This is a genomic window from Pseudomonas sp. McL0111 (assembly GCF_052567255.1).
This window is the reverse complement of sequence record NZ_CP199585.1, coordinates 4,748,508-4,766,218: the sequence shown is the minus strand read 5'-3', so window position 1 is coordinate 4,766,218 and position 17,711 is coordinate 4,748,508. Positions and strand designations below refer to the sequence as shown.

At 57.8% G+C, this 17,711-nt stretch carries 13 protein-coding genes and 1 pseudogene; 7 read left to right on the top strand and 7 right to left on the bottom strand.

The window, feature by feature from the left end; translation table 11 throughout:
- Positions 1-55: 55 nt before the first annotated feature.
- The 5 genes from ACTWLJ_RS21710 to ACTWLJ_RS21690 all read right to left on the bottom strand — a co-directional run bounded on the left by ACTWLJ_RS21710 (position 56) and on the right by ACTWLJ_RS21690 (position 6,455).
- Entirely contained in the window at positions 56-2,461 is a 2,406-nt protein-coding gene (locus ACTWLJ_RS21710; RefSeq protein ID WP_445178377.1) for a glucose/quinate/shikimate family membrane-bound PQQ-dependent dehydrogenase, read from the bottom strand.
- Between the two features lie 318 nt (positions 2,462-2,779).
- A complete protein-coding gene (locus ACTWLJ_RS21705; RefSeq protein WP_445178376.1) occupies positions 2,780-4,318 on the bottom strand; it encodes a cryptochrome/photolyase family protein in 1,539 nt (512 codons plus the stop codon).
- 40 nt (positions 4,319-4,358) lie between these two features.
- The gene (locus ACTWLJ_RS21700) at positions 4,359-4,901 is read right to left on the bottom strand and encodes a DUF3833 domain-containing protein (RefSeq protein WP_445178375.1); all 543 of its coding nucleotides are present in this window, start codon (positions 4,899-4,901) and stop codon (positions 4,359-4,361) included.
- 313 nt (positions 4,902-5,214) lie between these two features.
- Entirely contained in the window at positions 5,215-5,802 is a 588-nt protein-coding gene (locus ACTWLJ_RS21695; RefSeq protein WP_445178374.1) for an NADPH-dependent F420 reductase, read from the bottom strand.
- Positions 5,803-5,846: 44 nt separating this feature from the next.
- Positions 5,847-6,455: an FMN-dependent NADH-azoreductase gene (locus tag ACTWLJ_RS21690; protein ID WP_445178373.1), complete on the bottom strand. Its 609-nt coding sequence runs from the start codon at positions 6,453-6,455 to the stop codon at positions 5,847-5,849.
- 121 nt (positions 6,456-6,576) lie between these two features.
- On the opposite strand from ACTWLJ_RS21690, the gene ACTWLJ_RS21685 reads away from it, so the two are divergent.
- On the top strand, positions 6,577-7,476 hold the full coding sequence (locus ACTWLJ_RS21685; RefSeq protein ID WP_445178372.1) for a LysR family transcriptional regulator: 900 nt from the start codon (positions 6,577-6,579) through the stop codon (positions 7,474-7,476).
- Positions 7,477-7,672: 196 nt separating this feature from the next.
- Here the strand turns inward: ACTWLJ_RS21685 and ACTWLJ_RS21680 are convergent, their stop codons facing one another.
- On the bottom strand, positions 7,673-8,806 hold the full coding sequence (locus ACTWLJ_RS21680) for an aminotransferase class V-fold PLP-dependent enzyme (RefSeq protein WP_445178371.1): 1,134 nt from the start codon (positions 8,804-8,806) through the stop codon (positions 7,673-7,675).
- A 102-nt stretch (positions 8,807-8,908) separates the two neighbouring features.
- The gene (locus ACTWLJ_RS21675; protein ID WP_445178370.1) at positions 8,909-9,679 is read right to left on the bottom strand and encodes a class I SAM-dependent methyltransferase; all 771 of its coding nucleotides are present in this window, start codon (positions 9,677-9,679) and stop codon (positions 8,909-8,911) included.
- Positions 9,680-9,929: 250 nt separating this feature from the next.
- On the opposite strand from ACTWLJ_RS21675, the gene ACTWLJ_RS21670 reads away from it, so the two are divergent.
- The 6 genes and pseudogenes from ACTWLJ_RS21670 (at position 9,930) to ACTWLJ_RS21645 (ending at position 17,678) form a co-directional block, all read left to right on the top strand.
- Positions 9,930-11,108, top strand: a complete 1,179-nt coding sequence (locus ACTWLJ_RS21670) for an MFS transporter (protein WP_445178369.1) — start codon at positions 9,930-9,932, stop codon at positions 11,106-11,108.
- A gap of 91 nt (positions 11,109-11,199) precedes the next feature.
- The gene (locus ACTWLJ_RS21665; protein WP_445178368.1) at positions 11,200-12,669 is read left to right on the top strand and encodes a carbohydrate porin; all 1,470 of its coding nucleotides are present in this window, start codon (positions 11,200-11,202) and stop codon (positions 12,667-12,669) included.
- 64 nt (positions 12,670-12,733) lie between these two features.
- Positions 12,734-14,473, top strand: coding sequence for a CocE/NonD family hydrolase (locus ACTWLJ_RS21660; protein ID WP_445178367.1), 1,740 nt, complete (start codon positions 12,734-12,736; stop codon positions 14,471-14,473).
- Positions 14,474-14,577: 104 nt separating this feature from the next.
- Entirely contained in the window at positions 14,578-15,468 is an 891-nt protein-coding gene (locus tag ACTWLJ_RS21655; protein ID WP_445178366.1) for an SDR family oxidoreductase, read from the top strand.
- 275 nt (positions 15,469-15,743) lie between these two features.
- Positions 15,744-16,814, top strand: a pseudogene (locus tag ACTWLJ_RS21650) (HAMP domain-containing protein); the annotation flags it as partial.
- Positions 16,809-17,678, top strand: a complete 870-nt coding sequence (locus ACTWLJ_RS21645; protein WP_445181396.1) for a methyl-accepting chemotaxis protein — start codon at positions 16,809-16,811, stop codon at positions 17,676-17,678. The pseudogene ACTWLJ_RS21650 and the gene ACTWLJ_RS21645, both read left to right, overlap by 6 nt.
- Positions 17,679-17,711 lie beyond the last annotated feature (33 nt).

The window sequence follows — 17,711 nt, the reverse complement described above, 5'->3', positions numbered from 1 at the left end:
AACGGCGCGGCACCCGAAGGTGCCGCGCACAACTGCAATGAAGGGATGAAGCGGCTTACGGCAAGGCGTAAGCCATCACGTAGTCGCCGCGATCCGTCGACTGACGGGCGCCACCGGCGGTGATGACGACGTATTGCTTGCCGGTTTTCGGCGACACATAAGTCATCGGGCCGCCCTGACTGCCGACCGGCAGACGTGCTTTCCAGATCTCTTCACCGTTGCCGCTGTTGAACGCGCGCAGGTAGAAGTCCTGAGTCCCGGCGATAAAGATCAAACCACCTTGAGTCGACAGCGTGCCGCCGAGGGTTGGCAGGCCGATCTTGATCGGCAGGTGCATACGAATGCCCAGCGGACCGGTGTCTTCAACAGTGCCGACTGGCACTTGCCAGGCGACTTTCTGCGTCTTCATGTCGATGGCGGTCAGCGTGCCGAACGGCGGTGCCTGGCACGGAATGCCGGCCACCGACAGGAAGCGGTTTTTGTTGACTGCGTAAGGCGTGCCTTTCAGCGGAACGGCGCCCATACCGGTGTTCAGTGATTCGCCACCGGAAGCCGCCTGAGCTTTGTTTTGCGACGGAATCATCTGAATCCACAGACCCAGACGCATGTCGTTGACGAAGATAAAACCGTGCACCGGGTCAGTGGAAATGCTGCCCCAGTTCATGCCGCCCAGCGAACCCGGGAAACTCAACGATTTGTCGGTGCCCGGCGCGGTGTACAGGCCGTCGTAGCGCATTCCTTTAAAGTCGATGCGGCACAGCAACTGGTCGTAAGGGGTTGCGCCCCACATGTCGGATTCGGTCAGGTGCTGAGCACCGATCTGCGGCATGCCCAGCGATTTCGGCTGGGTTGGCGAATACGGTTCGTTAGGAATGTTCGCCGCTTTGACCGGTACTTCTTTAACCTCGGTCAGCGGTTTGCCGGTGGCACGATCAAGCACGTAGATCTGCCCGGCCTTGGTGCCGATGACCAGCGCCGGCACGCTTTTGCCGTCCTTGGTGAAGTCGATCAGGCTCGGCTGCATCGGCAGGTCGAAGTCCCAGAGATCGTTGTGAACGGTCTGGAATACCCAGCGTTCTTCGCCGCTGGTGGCGTCCAGCGCCAGGATCGAGGCGCCGTAGGTGTGATCGAGTTTGCTGCGCTCGACACCATAGATGTCGGTGGATGAACTGCCCATCGGCAGGAATACGGTGTTGGTCGCCGGGTCATAGGACATCGGCGCCCAGCTGTTCGGCGTGCTGCGCACGTAGGTGCTGCCATCGGCTGGTGCATTGCGATCCTGCGGGTTGCCCGGGTCGAAAGCCCAACGCATGGTGCCGGTGATCACGTCGAAACCACGAATCACGCCACCCGGCATGTCGGTCTGAACGTTGTCGGCTACGCGACCGCCAACCACCACCGTCGTGCCGGCCATCAACGGCGCGGAAGACAATTGGTAGTAGCTGTCCGGGACATTACCCAAACCGGCTTTCAGATCGACCTGGCCATTGTTGCCGAAACCCTGGCAGAACTCGCCGGTGTCAGCATCGACCGCAATCAGACGCGCGTCGATGGTGTTGGTCAGCAAACGGCGTTGGCAATTGGCTGCCGGCGCAGGTTTGGCTTCGATAATGGATGAGTTGCTCGGCTGAGCGATGCTCTTCGTGGCGTCGAAATAGGCCATGCCACGGCAGCGTTGCCAGACTTTCGACTGGGCGTTGATCGAGTTTTTCCAGAGTTCCTTGCCGGTGTCGGCATCCAGCGCGATCAGGTTGTTGTGCGGGGTGCAGATGAACACTTTATTGCCGATTTGCAGCGGGGTGAGCTGGTCTTCGGCGCCGTTGCCATCGCTTTCCGCGACGTCACCGGTGTGATACGTCCACGCGACTTTCAGCTTGTCGACGTTGCTGCGATTGATCTGGTCCAGCGCAGCGAAGCGGCTGCCACCTTCGGTATTACCGTAGTGAGCCCAGTCCTTTTGCGCATTGGCCGGCTCGACCGGCGTCAAGCCCGGACCGGTACCGGTTGCAGCAACGGTCGGGTGCGCGACGAACATGTTGCCGGCCGCGACGGCCAGGCCAACCGCCAGCACCGCAGCAACGCCGTAAGCACCACGGCCCGGCACGCCACCGCTGGCACGCTTGAGCAATGGATAGACCAGCGCAACCGCCAGGCCAACCGCGCTGAACATGAACAGACGCGAGAACACCGGCCAGAACACCAAGCCTGCATCGCTCACGGCCCAAATCGCCGTGCCCACCAGGAACGCGGCGAACAACCACGCACCGGCCGGCTTGTAGCGAGCAATCAGCAGACCGGAAACGGCCATCACCAGCCCACCGACCAGGAAGTACCACGACCCTCCCAGGCTGACCAATTTCACGCCGCCAGCAGCAAGCGCCAAGCCGAGCAGGGCGATGATCACGCCCAGTCCGACCAGAATGAATCTTGATATGCCCGAGAGGCGTTGACTCTGCTTCACGTTGAATGTCCCGTTGAAATGAGGAACGCATTATATAGTTAGGTAACTACCTAGTTAAATCACTAATTCAGATTGAAGCGTAGACTGCTGCTCAATCTCCCGTTCTACGGGGCAGGAGAACTGTTTCAGGGCCTGGAAGGCATTTCTAAACGATGGAAAAAAGACCAGATCTGTCTGATAAATTGTGATTTTTGACAGTTCTAATAAGCAGTGCACGTTGCGCCCGGAGGCTACTCGACCATCGTTCATCCGTTGACAGGCCGCGTCGTAGTTAAGTTGCACCGCCGCCGCAAGACCGTTCCACACGAGCGTTCATTTTCAAATCGACTCGCCGTTATCGATGCGCGCCAACAGGTTCTGCCCGCGTTGCCACAGTGCTTGCTGCTTGGCGTGAGGCATGCGGTCGAGGTTCTTGTACATCATCGCCATGCGCTGATTGCCGCGCAGCAGATCACCGTGGCGCATCAGAAAATGCCAGTACAACGAATTGAATGGGCAGGCATTGTCCGCGGTACTTTCGCTGACCTTGTAGGCGCAGCCACGGCAGTAGTCGGACATGCGATTGATGTATTGGCCGCTGGCGCAATAGGGCTTGGAACCGAGATAACCGCCATCCGCGTGCATGACCATGCCCAAGGTGTTGGGCAACTCGACCCAGTCGAAGGCATCCATGTAGATCGCCAGATACCAATCACAGATCTGGCTCGGCGCGATGCCGGCGAGCAGGGCAAAATTACCGGTGATCATCAGCCGCTGAATATGGTGCGCGTAAGCGTGCTGCAAACTTTGCCCGATGGCCTGGCGCATGCAGTTCATCTGCGTAGCGCCCGTCCAGTAGAACTCGGGCAGTGGCCGACTGTTGCCGAATGAATTGCCCAATGCGTAGTCCGGCATTTTCAGCCAGTACACACCTCGCACATATTCACGCCAGCCGATCAGTTGGCGAATGAATCCTTCGGCAGCATTTAGCGCAATCCTTCCGGACCAATAAGCCGACTCGACATCGCTGCACAGCTGCCGCAGATCCAGCAGACCAATGTTCAGCGCGGCGCTGATGCGCGCATGAAACAGGAACGGTTCATCACTGGCCATCGCGTCCTGATAGTCGCCGAATCCTGCAAGACCATAATCCAGAAAATACTCCCATAGCGCCTGCGCGTCGGCATGGGTGACCGGGTAGTTGAAGTCGTCGAGCGCGCCGTAATGATGGCTGAATCGCGTCTTCACCAACGCAAGCACTTCACGAGTGATGGCGTCGTTGCTGAAGCGGGCCGGGTAGGGGGCTTTCACCCCTTTGGGCAGTGCCTTGCGATTCTCCGCATCGTAATTCCACGCGCCGCCCACGGGCGTACCATCGCCATTGAGTAGCAACCGACTCTTGCGCCGCATCTCGCGGTAGAAGAACTCCATGCGCAACTGCTTTTTGCCAGCCGCCCATGCGACGAACTCTGTGCGACTGCAAAGAAAGCGTGTGTCGACGTGCCAGTGGATGGGCAAGCCACAGTCACTGATCGCCTGCTCCAGCCGCCAGTCCCCGCACTCGGTGACGTGCACTTCCTCGGCACCCAACAGCGATTGCCAGCGGTGTAGTTCACCCGGCACCGAGCCGCTGTTGTGCTGGTTATCCAGAGTGACGTACTCGACGCGCCAACCCCGGTCTTGCAGGGCTTTGGCGAAATGGCGCATGGCACTGAAGATCAGGGCGATCTTTTGCGGATGGTGGGGCACATGGCTGGCTTCCTCCATGACCTCGACCAGCAACACTGTGTCGCGCTCGGCATCAAGCGCCTGCAATGAAGCCAGGTCGAAGGAAAGCTGGTCGCCCAGCACCAGGCACAACCGACGGAGCTTGTTCATTCAATGCGGTCTGAAGGATAGGGCAAGGTGAGCGAGCTGTTCACTGGCTTTCTCCCGCGATTTGGCGACGGAAGAACAAGGTCACCTGGCCAACTTCAACGCCGAGCTTGGACATGCTGGTGCGGTTGATCAACGTGTCCTCGTCCATCTGGTACATCCAGTCGTCCATGCTCATTTCATAGGTTGAACCGTCAACCGGCAGATTCAGGCGATAACGCCAGTGCAGCGCATTGCCAGCGATCTGACCCTTGGCCACACCCACCACATCATCCGCGCGACCGCTCCAGCGTCCCTGACCCTCGGGCGTCAGAGTCCAGACCCGGCGTTGGCGAGTACCGTCGCTGTACAGGAAGCGCTCATCGAGAATCAGGTTATTGCCCTCACGACGGCTGACGATATTGACCTCGAAGCGCTTGGCCACTTCCCCGGAGCGCTTCTGAAACATCCCCCAGGCTTTGACGGGCTTGCTGAAAAAGCGCTCCAGATCTAACGCTGGTCGCTGATCCGCATAGTGGGTGACATCCACGCTGCCACAGCTCGCAACACTGAGTAGCAGAGCCAGCAAAAGCAAAAGTCGGGTCATTGCCTTTCTCCCTGAGTGCACAGGTGTGAGGGGGACAGATGGGAAATACTTTCTTGTACGGGTTGATTTTTTTGTACAGGTTTACAGTGCCTGCCGAAGGTCAGAAATCAACTTCGCCGACCGATCAGGTGCGATCCATTCACCAATCGTTGTACAACAGAAAGAATCCTGTATAGGTTTTATTCAAGATAGGCTGAAAAAAACCACCTGACAATGAGTCAGCAATCTTTTTGTGTGGATGCGAGGGCGTCTTGTTGTATCGATAAAAAAAACCGCCCGAATTGGGCGGTCTGCTTTTGGTTCAGCCGTCTGACTATTGATGTTTGACGATGTTTTGAAGAATCAGCGGACCGCCCAATCCCAACAGTTTGCCGCCTTCATCGATCGTACCAAGCGATATCGGGGCGAAGCCCAACTGATCGACCAGTTTAGTAATGATCGTGTTGGCATCTTGATCTCGGCCCCATACAAACATCACTCGCCGTCCACCATCCTGCACAGGGTCTTTGGCTAGCAGTGCCGCGGGCAGTTGATTGAAGGTTTTAACCACCTTGGCGCCTGCGAACGCGCTGGCGACGACATCAGTCGAGGCTCGGCCGCCCAGCTCTTCAAGGGGCACACCATAAGTATTCATCGCATCGATGACGATTTTATCGTTCCAGTTTGCGATCTTCCCTGCGATGTCCCGATGAGCGCTGAAAGGGATGGCCAGAATCACAATGTCCGCGCTGAATGCCTCTTCAAGGGACTGCGCAACGATGCTTTTGCCCAGTTCGTTGGTGAGGGCTGCAAGGCTGAGTGGGCCTCGGGTGTTGGCAATCCCGACAGGAATGCCGTTTCGAGCAAATTGGCGGGCGAGGGCGCTGCCCACTTTGCCGGAACCAATGATGGAGTAAGTCATTTTGCGCACCTCAAGAGCGATGAAAGTTTAAGGACAGTTCGTGATCACGCATGGATGGCAGCAATGTCTTCAAGTGCTTGATTGATCGCTGCATCCTTGACCTGCGCACTAATGGCCAAGCCTTCAGCGCGGATTACCGTCGGATGCTTGATGCCGAGGAACCCCAGCAGGCCGATCAGATAGCTTTCCTGATGCTCAAGAGGGGCAGCGGGATTTCCCGGTGAATACATGCCACCGCGAGAGGAGGCGATGTAGGCCTGCTTGTTTTTCAGCAAACCTTCAGGGCCTTTGGCGGTGTAGTGAAAGGTTTTGCCGACCAGCGCGATGCGGTCGATCCAGGCCTTGAGTGGGGTGGGGATCGTGAGGTTGTACATTGGCGTACCGATGACAACGATCTGCGACTCCTGCAGTTCTTCCAGATAAGCGCTGCCCTTGAAGAGATCTTCCGTCAGCAAACTGTCTTTGGCTCCGGCGCCTTGCCAGGCCGCTAAATGTTCACTGGAAAGGTGCAAGGCGGGATCGCGGGCGAGATCCCGGTAGATCACGGTACTTCCAGGGTGCAGAGCCACCAGCCGCTTGACGATGTTGGAAGACAGGATGCGGCTGATAGAAGCTGCCCCCGAAATGCTGGAATCGAGATGGAGAATTTGCATGGTTAAGTCACCTTGTCGTGTGGATTAAAGCGTCCAAGAGAAGATGAGCTTCTTCGGTGCATCTGAAAAGACGGTATATTGAGATGGGCAGTATCTATATTTAAGATGGAATGGAGGCGCAATGCTCGACGGCGTATCACTTGATCAACTCAGAACCTTCATCGCAGCGGTGGACGAAGGCAGCTTTTCGGCGGCGGCCAGAAAACTCTACAGAGTGCAGTCGGCGGTGAGTGGCTGGGTCAGCGGTCTGGAGGATCAGATCGGCGTCGTGCTGTTCGACCGCTCCGGACGTTTCCCGAAACTGACGCCGCAAGGAGCACTGTTGCTCACGGATGCGCGCAACATCGTCTCTGGCGTGGACACCCTGAAGGCGCGCGCCAAGCTCATGGCTTCCGGGCTTGAGCCGGAATTGTCGGTGGTGGTGGATGTGTTCTTTCCCACCTCGGCGATTACGGCGGTGGTCAAAGAGTTTGCCGAGCGCTTTCCGCTGACCCGTCTGAAAATATTCGTCGAAGGCCTCGGCGCTGGGTATCAACCGATATTGGATGGCCGATGCAGTCTGGGCATCCTTGCATCGCTGCCCATCAATTTCCCAACCTTATCCAGCGAGCGCATCGCAGACTTTTCGCTGGTGATGGTCGCTGCCATCGATCATCCGCTGTCGCGGCTGAGCGGCAAGATTCCCAAGCGCGAATTGGCCAGACACATTCAACTGGTACTGACTGATCGCTCGGAAATGTTGGCAGGCCAAGACTATGGTGTGATGTCACCACTGACCTGGCGCTTGGCCGACCTCTCGACCAAATACGCTTTTCTCAAGGATGGCGTGGGGTGGGGCAGTATGCCGTTGCATATGGTCAAGCAAGATTTAGCGGCGGGCACCTTGGTAATGCTGGACGTTGAGAGCATTCCCAGGGAGGGGGTGAAGATCGATATTTCTGCGGTTCACGCGACCAGCACGTTGCCCGGGCCCGCCGGGCGGTGGTTGATTGATCGGATAAAAATCACGCCGATTGGCTAGTGTTCCTGCTTGATTAAGGTTCGCCCAGCAACAGTAATGTGTTCAACCAAGCGTAAGAGGTTTTTTCAGCGACCACTTGGAGCCCATGTTTTGATCGGGGCTCCAGGTTTCTGCTTAATTGCATTTGTTGCCGCGACTGAACTTGCAGGATGTGTTCCTTGAACTCTTTCGGTATGTGCTGCGGGCAAGAAAAGGCTTATTTAACGGTCACCTCATCCAGCGCCTGCTCAAGCGTGCTGATCGTGCGCTCGATATTGTGCAGTTTTTCCAGCCCGAACAGCCCGATGCGAAAGGTCTGGAAGTCGGCAGGCTCGTCGCATTGCAACGGTACTCCGGCAGCGATCTGCAGGCCGTGGCTGGCAAATTTCTTGCCGTTTTTTATGTCGGCATCATCGGTGTAGCTCACCACGACACCAGGGGCCTGAAAGCCAGCAGCGGCTACGCTTTTAAAGCCTTTACCGGTCAACATGGCGCGCACCCGATCGCCCAGAGCCTGCTGTTCGCCGCGTACCTTGTCGAAACCGTAGGCTTGCGTCTCTTTCATCACGTCGTTAAACCGCGCGAGGGAATCGCTGGGCATGGTCGCGTGGTAGGCATGTCCGCCCTGTTCGTAGGCCTGCATGATCTGCAGCCACTTTTTCAGGTCGCAGGCAAAGCTGCTGCTTTGCGTGTGCTCGATGCGTTCGAGGGCCAAAGAGCTGAACATCACCAGCGCGCAGCAAGGGGAGGCGCTCCAGCCTTTCTGCGGGGCGCTGATCAGCAGGTCGACCGCGCATTTGTGCATATCAACCCAAAGCGTGCCCGAAGCGATGCAGTCCAGCACAAACAGACCACCCACCGCATGCACTGCGTCGCCGACGGCCCGCAGGTACTCGTCGGGAAGGATAATCCCGGATGAGGTTTCAACGTGGGGGGCGAAGACAATCTGCGGCTTGTGCGCCGCGATGGCTGCCAGCACTTCGTCCAGCGGCGGTGGAGCGTAGGCAGCCTGGTGACCGCTATCGACCGGTCGGGCTTTCAGCACCGTAGTGGCCGCCGGGATGTTGCCCATCTCAAGGATCTGGCTCCAGCGAAAACTGAACCAGCCGTTGCGTATTACCAGGCATTGCTGGCCGGTCGCAAACTGTCGCGCCACCGCCTCCATGCCAAATGTGCCGCTGCCCGGCACCACCGCAACCGCCTCGGCGTTATAGACCTGTTTCAGGGTCTGGGAAATGTTCTTCATCACTGCTTGAAAGGACTGCGACATGTGGTTCAGCGAGCGGTCCGTGTAGACCACTGAGTACTCGATCAACCCCTCGGGATCGATACTTGGATATAGCTTCGACATGGCGTAACTCCTTTGGCAGAGATGTCAGTGGTATCGACCCTGCCTTAAGCGTTGGCAAATGACAAGGCCGCACAAATGGGGGTTGAATCTGAACGAATCGATTCAATCCAGACGGCGACATGAATAAGCGTGGGTCTGATAAGGGAACTCGATAGTTTCGCGCCCGCGTAGCGCCGGATGGGTCTGAATCAAATTCATTAGTTGATCAGCTACTGTCTTTTTCTCTCCAGCAGGGAGTGCCGCGATGAAGCTGACTGAGAGGAAACGATCAAGGATCACAGACTTGGCGCTGCCTGAATGGGTGTAATTAAAGCAGGTTAAATCGGGCTCCGAGAAGCGGCCGTTGTTGAACGGTCGCCGCCAGTCACCGGTATGAAAGCGCGGGGTATCGCCTTCGTAGGGAGTGATGATTTCAGTGATGGCGGCCACCCAGTCGACTGACTCATCGCGCACGTTCCAGATAAGTCCAAGCCGCCCGCCCGGTGTGAGTACTCGGTGAATCTCACTAAGCGCCGTTTCATTTGCAAACCAGTGAAACGCCTGAGCACAAATAAGCGCCTGCGCCGCTCCAGCTTCGAGTGGAATAGATTCGGCCATTCCTTCCAGAATCCGGGTGCCCGGCAAATGCTTGGCGAACTCGACTCGCATGGCCTCAACCGGTTCGACGGCAATGACATCAACACCCATAGAGTCCAGTAAGCGAGTGAGTTTGCCGGTTCCGGAGCCTAAGTCGATAACTGTCGATCCAGGGCTGATGTTCAGCGCGTCTCTAAACCATGTTTGTACTTCAACGGGATAGTCCGGGCGCCCCTGCGCATAGGTTTTGGCGTCTGTTGAGAAACCTGCCTGAGCAGCTTTATGAACAATTGCCATTTCCAGAGACCCTCTAGGTGGATGATCGAGACACGCATTATGCAGAGTGTTTGAACATCCCCGCACTCCGTCCATCCTTTCACTTGCCATTTATCTCAACTGCTGTTGATATAAATCGCGACTGGACGTAGGCTCCTGAAAAGCCGGATACGTAACGTCGTCGACCTAAAGCTCCAGCGCGAGTGCCATTACAATAATAAGGACACAAGAGATGAAACGTTGGTCAGTACTTGTTGGGTGTTTTCTCGGAATGAGCATCGCGTCGCCGGCCATTCTGCTGATTCCGCTGGGCCTGTTCATGAAGGCGGTGACCGCCGAGTTCGCTTGGTCGCGTACCGATTTTGCGATCATCATTTCTGTCGCGTCGATCTGCAACGCGCTGGTGATGCCACTGGCTGGCTTCCTCGTTGACCGCTTTGGCGCGCGCCGTGTCGCGCTGGTCGGTACGGTGTTGGGATGCGGCAGCTACATGTGCCTGTCGCTTATTCACTCGTTCCCCGCGTTCGTTGCGATCACGGCGATGAGTGTGGCGTTCGGTAATCTGGCGAGTTATCCGGCCTTCCTGTTTTTGACCCAGCGCTGGTTCGATAAACACTTGGGATTGGCCTTTGCTATCACGTCATCTGGCCTTGCGGTCGGCACCGGCGCATTCTCGTATCTGATTTCGCAAAACATCGTATTGAACGGCTGGCGCGAGGCGTTTCAGGTGGCTGGGGCGACTGCGCTGGCGATTGGTCTGGTCAATCTCGCAGTGTTTGTTCGTGACAACAACGGGCCGATCCCGGAGGCCGAACGCCGCGCTGAAAAAAGTCAGCTTGAGGTGATCGGCATGACATTGCGGGAGGCCATGGCCACCCGTGATTTCTGGCTGTATTCGTTGGCCTTTGTACTGGTGCTGTTTGGCGTCGTGGGGGCCAGCGTGCACTTGCCGGCGATGCTCTCGGATTGGGGCGCATCCGCCAATCAGATTGCCGGCATTGTTGCGGCGGGTTCTGCCGGATCGTTGTTCGGGCGACTGTTTGGCGGTGCCTTGCTCGATCATCTGCACACCCGAACCGTGGCGGGGATTTTCCTCAGCTGCCAGTTGTTTGGCTTTCTGATGTTGCTGGACGGGCTGCACTGGGCGCTGGCCGCCAGTTTCCTGATTGGCGCGACCCAGGGCGCCGAAATCGACATTCTCGGTTATCTGATTTCCCGCCGCTTTGGCAAATTGGCGTATGCGCGGATCTTTGGCAGCGCCTTTTCAGTGACTTTGCTGGGCGCCATTATCGGCCCGTTCGTGTTGGGCATGGTGTTCGATAAAAGCGGCTCGTACCGCACAGCTCTGGTGCTGTTTCCGATACTTCCGGTCGCGGCGTTTGGTTTGTTGTGCCTGTCTGCCAAGTCGCCCGGTCAACCACAGCGGGTGATCGCGCCTGAAGCCACCTAGTAAAAACAAGCAATACGGCCACGGTGCGTGCCTGCGCCGTGGCCGGCTGTAACGCTAATGACTACCTAAAATAAGAATAAAAGGAAATTGTATGCGGCCCCATCAAAACGGGACGAACCGAGTCCGTAAGCATGCGCCTGAATTTGTCCGCGTGACGCTGGCGGCACTGTTGGCAATCTGGGCGGCTCACTCTCTGAATGCTCGTGCCGAAACAAACCCAACACCGCAAAACGTTGTGGGGCAGGTTGCCCCGGAATTGAAGCAACCGGCGAAAAGCCTCGATCAGGAGGCTACCCAAAAAGCCTTGCCCGACAGCCAACTGCTGGGCCACATCATCGAACGTAAAAAGCAGTTCGCGAAGATCGATGCACTGGTTGAACACGGTCAATTGACGGAGCTGCCGCCACCGTCGGAAAGCATCCTCGGTGACGCCGGCGGCTTTCGCAGTGATCTGGCTGATCACGGCATCGGTTTCAACATGTTGAACATGACCACCTTCGCCAATAACTACCTCGATCACGACCGTCATAAACCGCAAGCTTATAGCGGTGAGCGCCCGACGTATTCCTCAAATCTCCTGGTCGGATTCACCTACGATCTGGGGCGGGTCGGTCTCGATAATGGGCAGTTTATTTTTGGCGTCGGCAGCTATTACTCCAGCTGGGATGAAGTGAATCCATCATCGAAATTCAGCTTCACGCGCATCGCCTACTACCAGAGCCTATGGGATAAAACCGTCGAATTCAAAATCGGCGTGCTGCCCAACGATCTGGAATTTATCGGCCCGTTTACCGGCGGAACCTTGGTGGGCGGCACTCAGGGTTTACAAGCGGTGATCCCGTTTCAAGTGGGTTTGAGCCACGCGCCGGTGTCCAGCCCTGCAGCCAACGTCACATTGAATTACGGCAACTTCTATAACAAATTCGGCGTTCAACGCTCTATCAGTCCTGATGGTATGGGGCCGGAAATCGACCGTCATGCTGGCGAGCTCGATCTGCACGTCGATCACGCCGGCGCGCTGTACATCGATGAACTCGGCTACAAACGCGCGTCTGCGCCGGGTACACCGTACGCGTGGCTACGAGCCGGTTACATCCATAACACCTCGCAATACACGCAGTTCCTCAGCAACGAGCGCAGTGATGACAACTACGCCGGCTACGTGCTGGGCGACTACCAGTTTTATCAATTCGACAGCGCCATCGCTTCCCGTGGCCTGTACGCCGGGTTTACCTGGATGACCGCGCCTGAAGATCGCAACCTGTTTGACCTGTATTACGGCTTGCGCGTGTTTGCAAAAGGGCCGTTGGACTCGCGTCCATTCGACATGGTCATGCTGGAGTACGGCTACACCAGCTACAGCGATGACGCCAACAAAAAGCTCGATACCTTTCATGTGTCCAATGCCGACGACTCGAAATCGACAACGCTCGCCTACAACATGCGCGTTGCCGCCGGCACCTATGTTCGTGCGGGGCTGAGTTACGTCGAACATCCGGCATTCAGTCCGGACGTCAAAGACGCCCTCAACCTGCAAGCCAGTTTCACGCTGTTTTTCTGAACCTTGATTGACCCAAGCACTAATTGCCCCGGTGGATACCGGCGACAGAAAAGGGAGTCTCACCATGAGTGATACGCAAAAAATCTACACACCTTCCACGCCACTGCCACCTGCCCGAACGGGCTTATTGACCGCTTTCGAGCCGGGCACGCGCACGCTGGAAAAAGGCTTTCAAATCGCCCCGCAGTTTCGCCCGATCCCCGTCGACATCGTGTTCGAGAAGGACGTCGCGGTGCAGTTGCGCGATGGTGTGACGATTTACGTCGACGTGTTCCGCCCGGCCGGTAGCGAAAAAGTGCCGGTGATTGTTGCGTGGAGTCCTTACGGCAAAGGGCAGGGCACCTCCGTCAGTGTGATGGGCGTGTTTGGTCTGGTCGGTTTGAACAACAACATCGTGTCCGGGCTGGCCAAGTTCGAAGCGCCGGATCCTGCGTATTGGTGCGCCAACGGTTACGCGATCTGCAACCCGGACATTCGCGGCTGCGTTGATTCCGAAGGCAACAGCGTGCTTTGGGACCGTCAGGACGGTCGCGATTGCCACGACCTGATCAACTGGCTCGCGGAGCAGCCGTGGTGCAGCGGCAATGTCGGCATGAGCGGCACCTCGTACCTGGCCGTTTCCCAATGGTTTACCGCTGCCGAGCAGCCTGCGGCATTAAAAGCCATCAATCCGTGGGAAGGCGTCAGTGACGTGTACCGTGACCTGGTGCTGCGTGGCGGCATGCCTGATCTCGCCTTCGCCGGGATGTTGCAGAAAGGCAGTTTCTTCGGCAAGAACCAGAAAGAAGACATCCTCGCTGAAGCCGCGCGCTACCCGCTGATGAACGAGCTGTGGGAGAACAAAATCCCCGATTTTTCGCGCATCAATGTGCCGGCGTACATCGTCGCCAGCTATTCCAACACGCTGCACACCGCCGGTACGTTCCGCGGGTGGCGACGGATTGCTTCGCAGGACAAATGGCTGCGCATCCACAACACTCAAGAGTGGCCGGATTACTACGACGAAGCGAACGTCGATGACCTGCGGCGCTTCTTCGACCGTTACCTCAAAGGCCAGGCTAACGACTGGGAATCCACCCCTCGCGTGCGTTACGCCGTGCACGACTTCAAAGGCGGCGACCAGGTTAACGTCGCGGCTGAAGAGTTTCCGCCTCAAGGCGCGGTATCGACCAGGTTCTACCTTGACGGTCGCTCGCGCACGCTGACCTGCGAAGCACCGTCGGCCGATGTCGCGGTCTCCTATGGCGTTGCCAACAATCCGAATGCAGTCTCGTTTATCACCCGTTTCGATCAGGTCACCGAGCTGGTCGGCTACCCCAAAGCGCACCTTTGGGTAGAAGCCAAAGGCGCCGACGACATGGACCTGTTTGTGCTGGTGCAGAAACTGGATGCCTATGGCACGCCACTGCAGCAGTTCACCACGCCGAATCACAGCGCGATGATTCACGATCTCACCGATCACGGCGCGACCATTCTTCGCTACAAAGGCTCGGACGGCCGCTTGCGTGTCTCGGCGCGGCATCTGGATAAAGCGCTTTCAAGCGTAGACGTACCGGCCCACAGCTTTGATCGTGTGGAGAAACTCGCTCCGGGCGAGATCGTCGATGTCGAGATCGACCTGTTGCCGCTCGGCATCAAGTTCTACCCCGGCGAACAGCTGCGCTTTGTCATCAGCTCGCGCAACCTGATGGGTACGATGATGCCCGGCATCGCCGAGTACACCGGCGCCAACAGCGGCGAACACGTGATTCACACCGGCGGTGAACACGCCTCCTATCTGCAACTCCCCGTCAAACTCAGTTGATCCTGGTGTGCGCCGTGCTCTTCAAAGGGCAGGGCGCACTTCACCTGTGGCGTTGAAAAGCTTGTATCGATCGCGCCATGGTTTCCTTTCAGGAGATAAATCCATTGATTCTTATCACCTCGGCCAACGGTAACCAGGGCAAACGGCTGGTGCCCAAACTGCTAACGTCCGGCCATCAAATACGGGCGTGCGTCAAATCCGAATCCTCCGCCGAGCAACTGCATAAGCTCGGCGTACACCAAGTGCTGGTAGGCGATCTAGCTGATCCGGCGTTTATTGCCCAGGCCATTAAGGGCGTCAAAAGCGTGTATCACATCGGCCCGACACTGCATCACGACGAGCGCGCGATGGGGTTCGCCATGATTGATGCCGCCAGAGCAGAGGGTGTCGAGCACTTCGTGTTCAGTTCTGTGCTGCACGCGATCGCCAGCGACTTGATCCAGCACGAAATCAAGCGTGACATTGAAGAGCACCTGCTGTCTTCCGGGCTCGAATACACCATTCTGCAACCCGCCAATTACATGCTGCCTACACGATTGAAAGCGGTGTTCGAGGAAGGCGTGTTCCGCTTGGCGTGGTCGCTGGACAGACGCCAGTCGATGGTCGATCTGGAAGACTTTACCGACGTGGTTGCGTTGGTGCTGTCTGACCGCGAGCGTCACGGCGGGGCAACCTACGAGTTGGTCGGCCCCGGCCGTTTCACCGCGCATGAGATTGGTGCGGTTGCTTCGCAAGTGGTGGGTCGCGAGATCAAGGTCGAGCGCTTCGACGTCGAGGTCTTTGTCCGTGAACGTTTCGGTAATCTTGAGCCCGAAGCGCTTGCGCATATGTTGCGGATGAACCTGGCGATCGCCAGGTATTACAGCAACCACGACTTCGTCGGTAATTCCAATGTGCTGTCCTTTCTGTTGGGCCACGCGCCGACGACGTTCGAAGCGTTTGTCCGCAGGGAATACGCGAGTTTCAAGGAAGGCCTGAAAACCCTTTCCGATTGAAGCTCCGAGCGTATTTCTATTCCCTGAGCCGCTCGTGCAATGCGACGGCTCACGTGTAAATCCAAGGCTATTAGCGTTTCAACTGACTCCCATCTTTATTGGCCATTGGCCGAGCCGCACGCCTACGCGATAGGCTCCAAACGTTAGAAATGCAGCGCCTCTGAATCCAAAAAAACAACAACAAGAAGCCCTCATATGCTCAGTTTGCCTTGGTGTTCTCTGCCGTTTCCGTTCGGCTTCGGATTTGCCTCGCCAGCGTGCCAAGGTGCGTTCCGATGATGGGCCGCGCACTCGGCAATCTGTCGGTTGGCAGCAAGCTGTGGCTGGGTTTTGGCTTGGTGTTGTTGTCCACATTGGCCGTAGCAGCGACAGCGTTTTACGCTTTCAACGTACTCGAAACCCGCGCCAGGAAGATGAACGATGTCGCCGCCGTTGAATCGTTGATTCTGCAAGCCCAGGTCGCGGTCAAGGCGTTCGGTCTGAACCTCGCCGAGGACGAAGCCAACAAGGTCGCCGGGCTTACCGCTGAGCTGGTGGCGTTGCTGGAAAAATCGCAAATGGACAAGGGGCAGGGCGCCTCCAAAGAAGCCACCCACGATTATCTCGCCCAGTTCGAACGGTATGCCCAGGCCCAGCGCGATGCCCGCGAGGCTCGCCTGCGCATGCAGCAACTGGCTCAAGTGGTGGGTGAACGTTTCACGGTGGTAATGCTCGATCAACTCGACGCGGTCAACCTGCTGGCTTCGCGCGCTCAGCCGGCGGACGCGGTACGCATGCTGCAACTGGAACAAGCCTCCACGCTGCGCGACAAACTGGCGAACCTGCGTGACAGCGAACTCTATTTCACCCTGCAAGGCAGCACCGAAGAGCACAACGCCTGGGAGGCGCGGGTCATTGAACTGCGTTCTTACATGGAAAACCTCGAACTGCGCCTCGAAGGCTCCGAGCGCGAATCGCTGACTCAGGCCCGTACAGCGCTGGATGAATACCGCGCCGCGTTCAATGGTTACGCCGCGAGCCGTGAGCAAACCAGCGACAGCCAGACGGCAATGAACGGCGCCGCTGACAAAGTCAGTCAATTGCTCAGCGAAGTTCGCGCCACACAGGTTCAAGCCTCGCAGGCGATGGGGCAGTGGGTATCGCGGCTGTTGGCGGGGATGGTGCTGTTGGCGCTCGCCCTTGGCGTCGGCGCGAGTGTGTTGATTCGTCACTTGATCCTGCAACCGCTGCGCCAAGCAGTTGAGCTGACCCGCCGCGTAGCGTCGGGCGATCTAAGCGCACAGATCGATTCCGCAGGACGCCGTGATGAGCTGGGCCAGTTGCTCGGCAGCGTCGGCGTCATGCTGGAAAGTTTACGGGGGCTGATTGGCCGGATTGGCCAGGGCGTCGGGCAATTGAACCTCGCCGCCGACAGTCTGGCGCAGGTCACCGAGCGCACGCGTCAAGGCGTCGACTCGCAGCGTGAAGAAACCGAGCTGGCGGCCACCGCGATGCAACAGATGGCCGCAACGGCCCAGGACGTTGCGCGCAATGCCAGTCAGACCCGCCACGCCGTCGAACAGGCCAATGATCAGGCGCGCAAAGGTGAAGCACTGGTGCATCAGGCGACCAGCAAGATCGGGAACCTGGCCCAAGAAATGAGCGGTTGTTCCGACGCCATGGGCTCGCTACTCAACGAGAGCGCAGCGATCGGCAAGGTGCTCGACGTGATCAGTGCCCTGGCCGGGCAGACCAATCTGCTCGCCCTCAATGCAGCGATTGAAGCGGCACGGGCCGGCGAAAACGGTCGTGGTTTTGCAGTGGTCGCGGACGAAGTACGAAACCTGGCCCGGCGCACGCAAACCTCCACTGACGACATCGCCGCCATCATTCAACAGTTGCGAATCGTCGCTGAACACGCCGCCAGCCGCTTGCAGGGCAGTCAAGCGCTGACCGGCGAAAGCGTGGTGCTCGCCGCGCAAGCGTCACAAGCGCTGCAGGAAATCGCGGCGGCGGTGTCGACGGTCGAGCAGATGAGTCAGCAGATCGCGGCGGCGGCCGAACAGCAAAGCGCCGTGGCCGAGCAGGTCGGTGAAAGCATGCAACGGGTGCGTGCGGTGTCTGAACAAAGCACTGCTGCCAGCGGCTTGCTCGACGCTTCGGTGCGCGGCCTGGAACAGGTGGGCGGCGCGCTCAACGCAGCTGTTGGTGGGTTTCGCACGGTGTCTTGAAACAGGTTCATTTGCAGTCATGAGGCTGAGTAC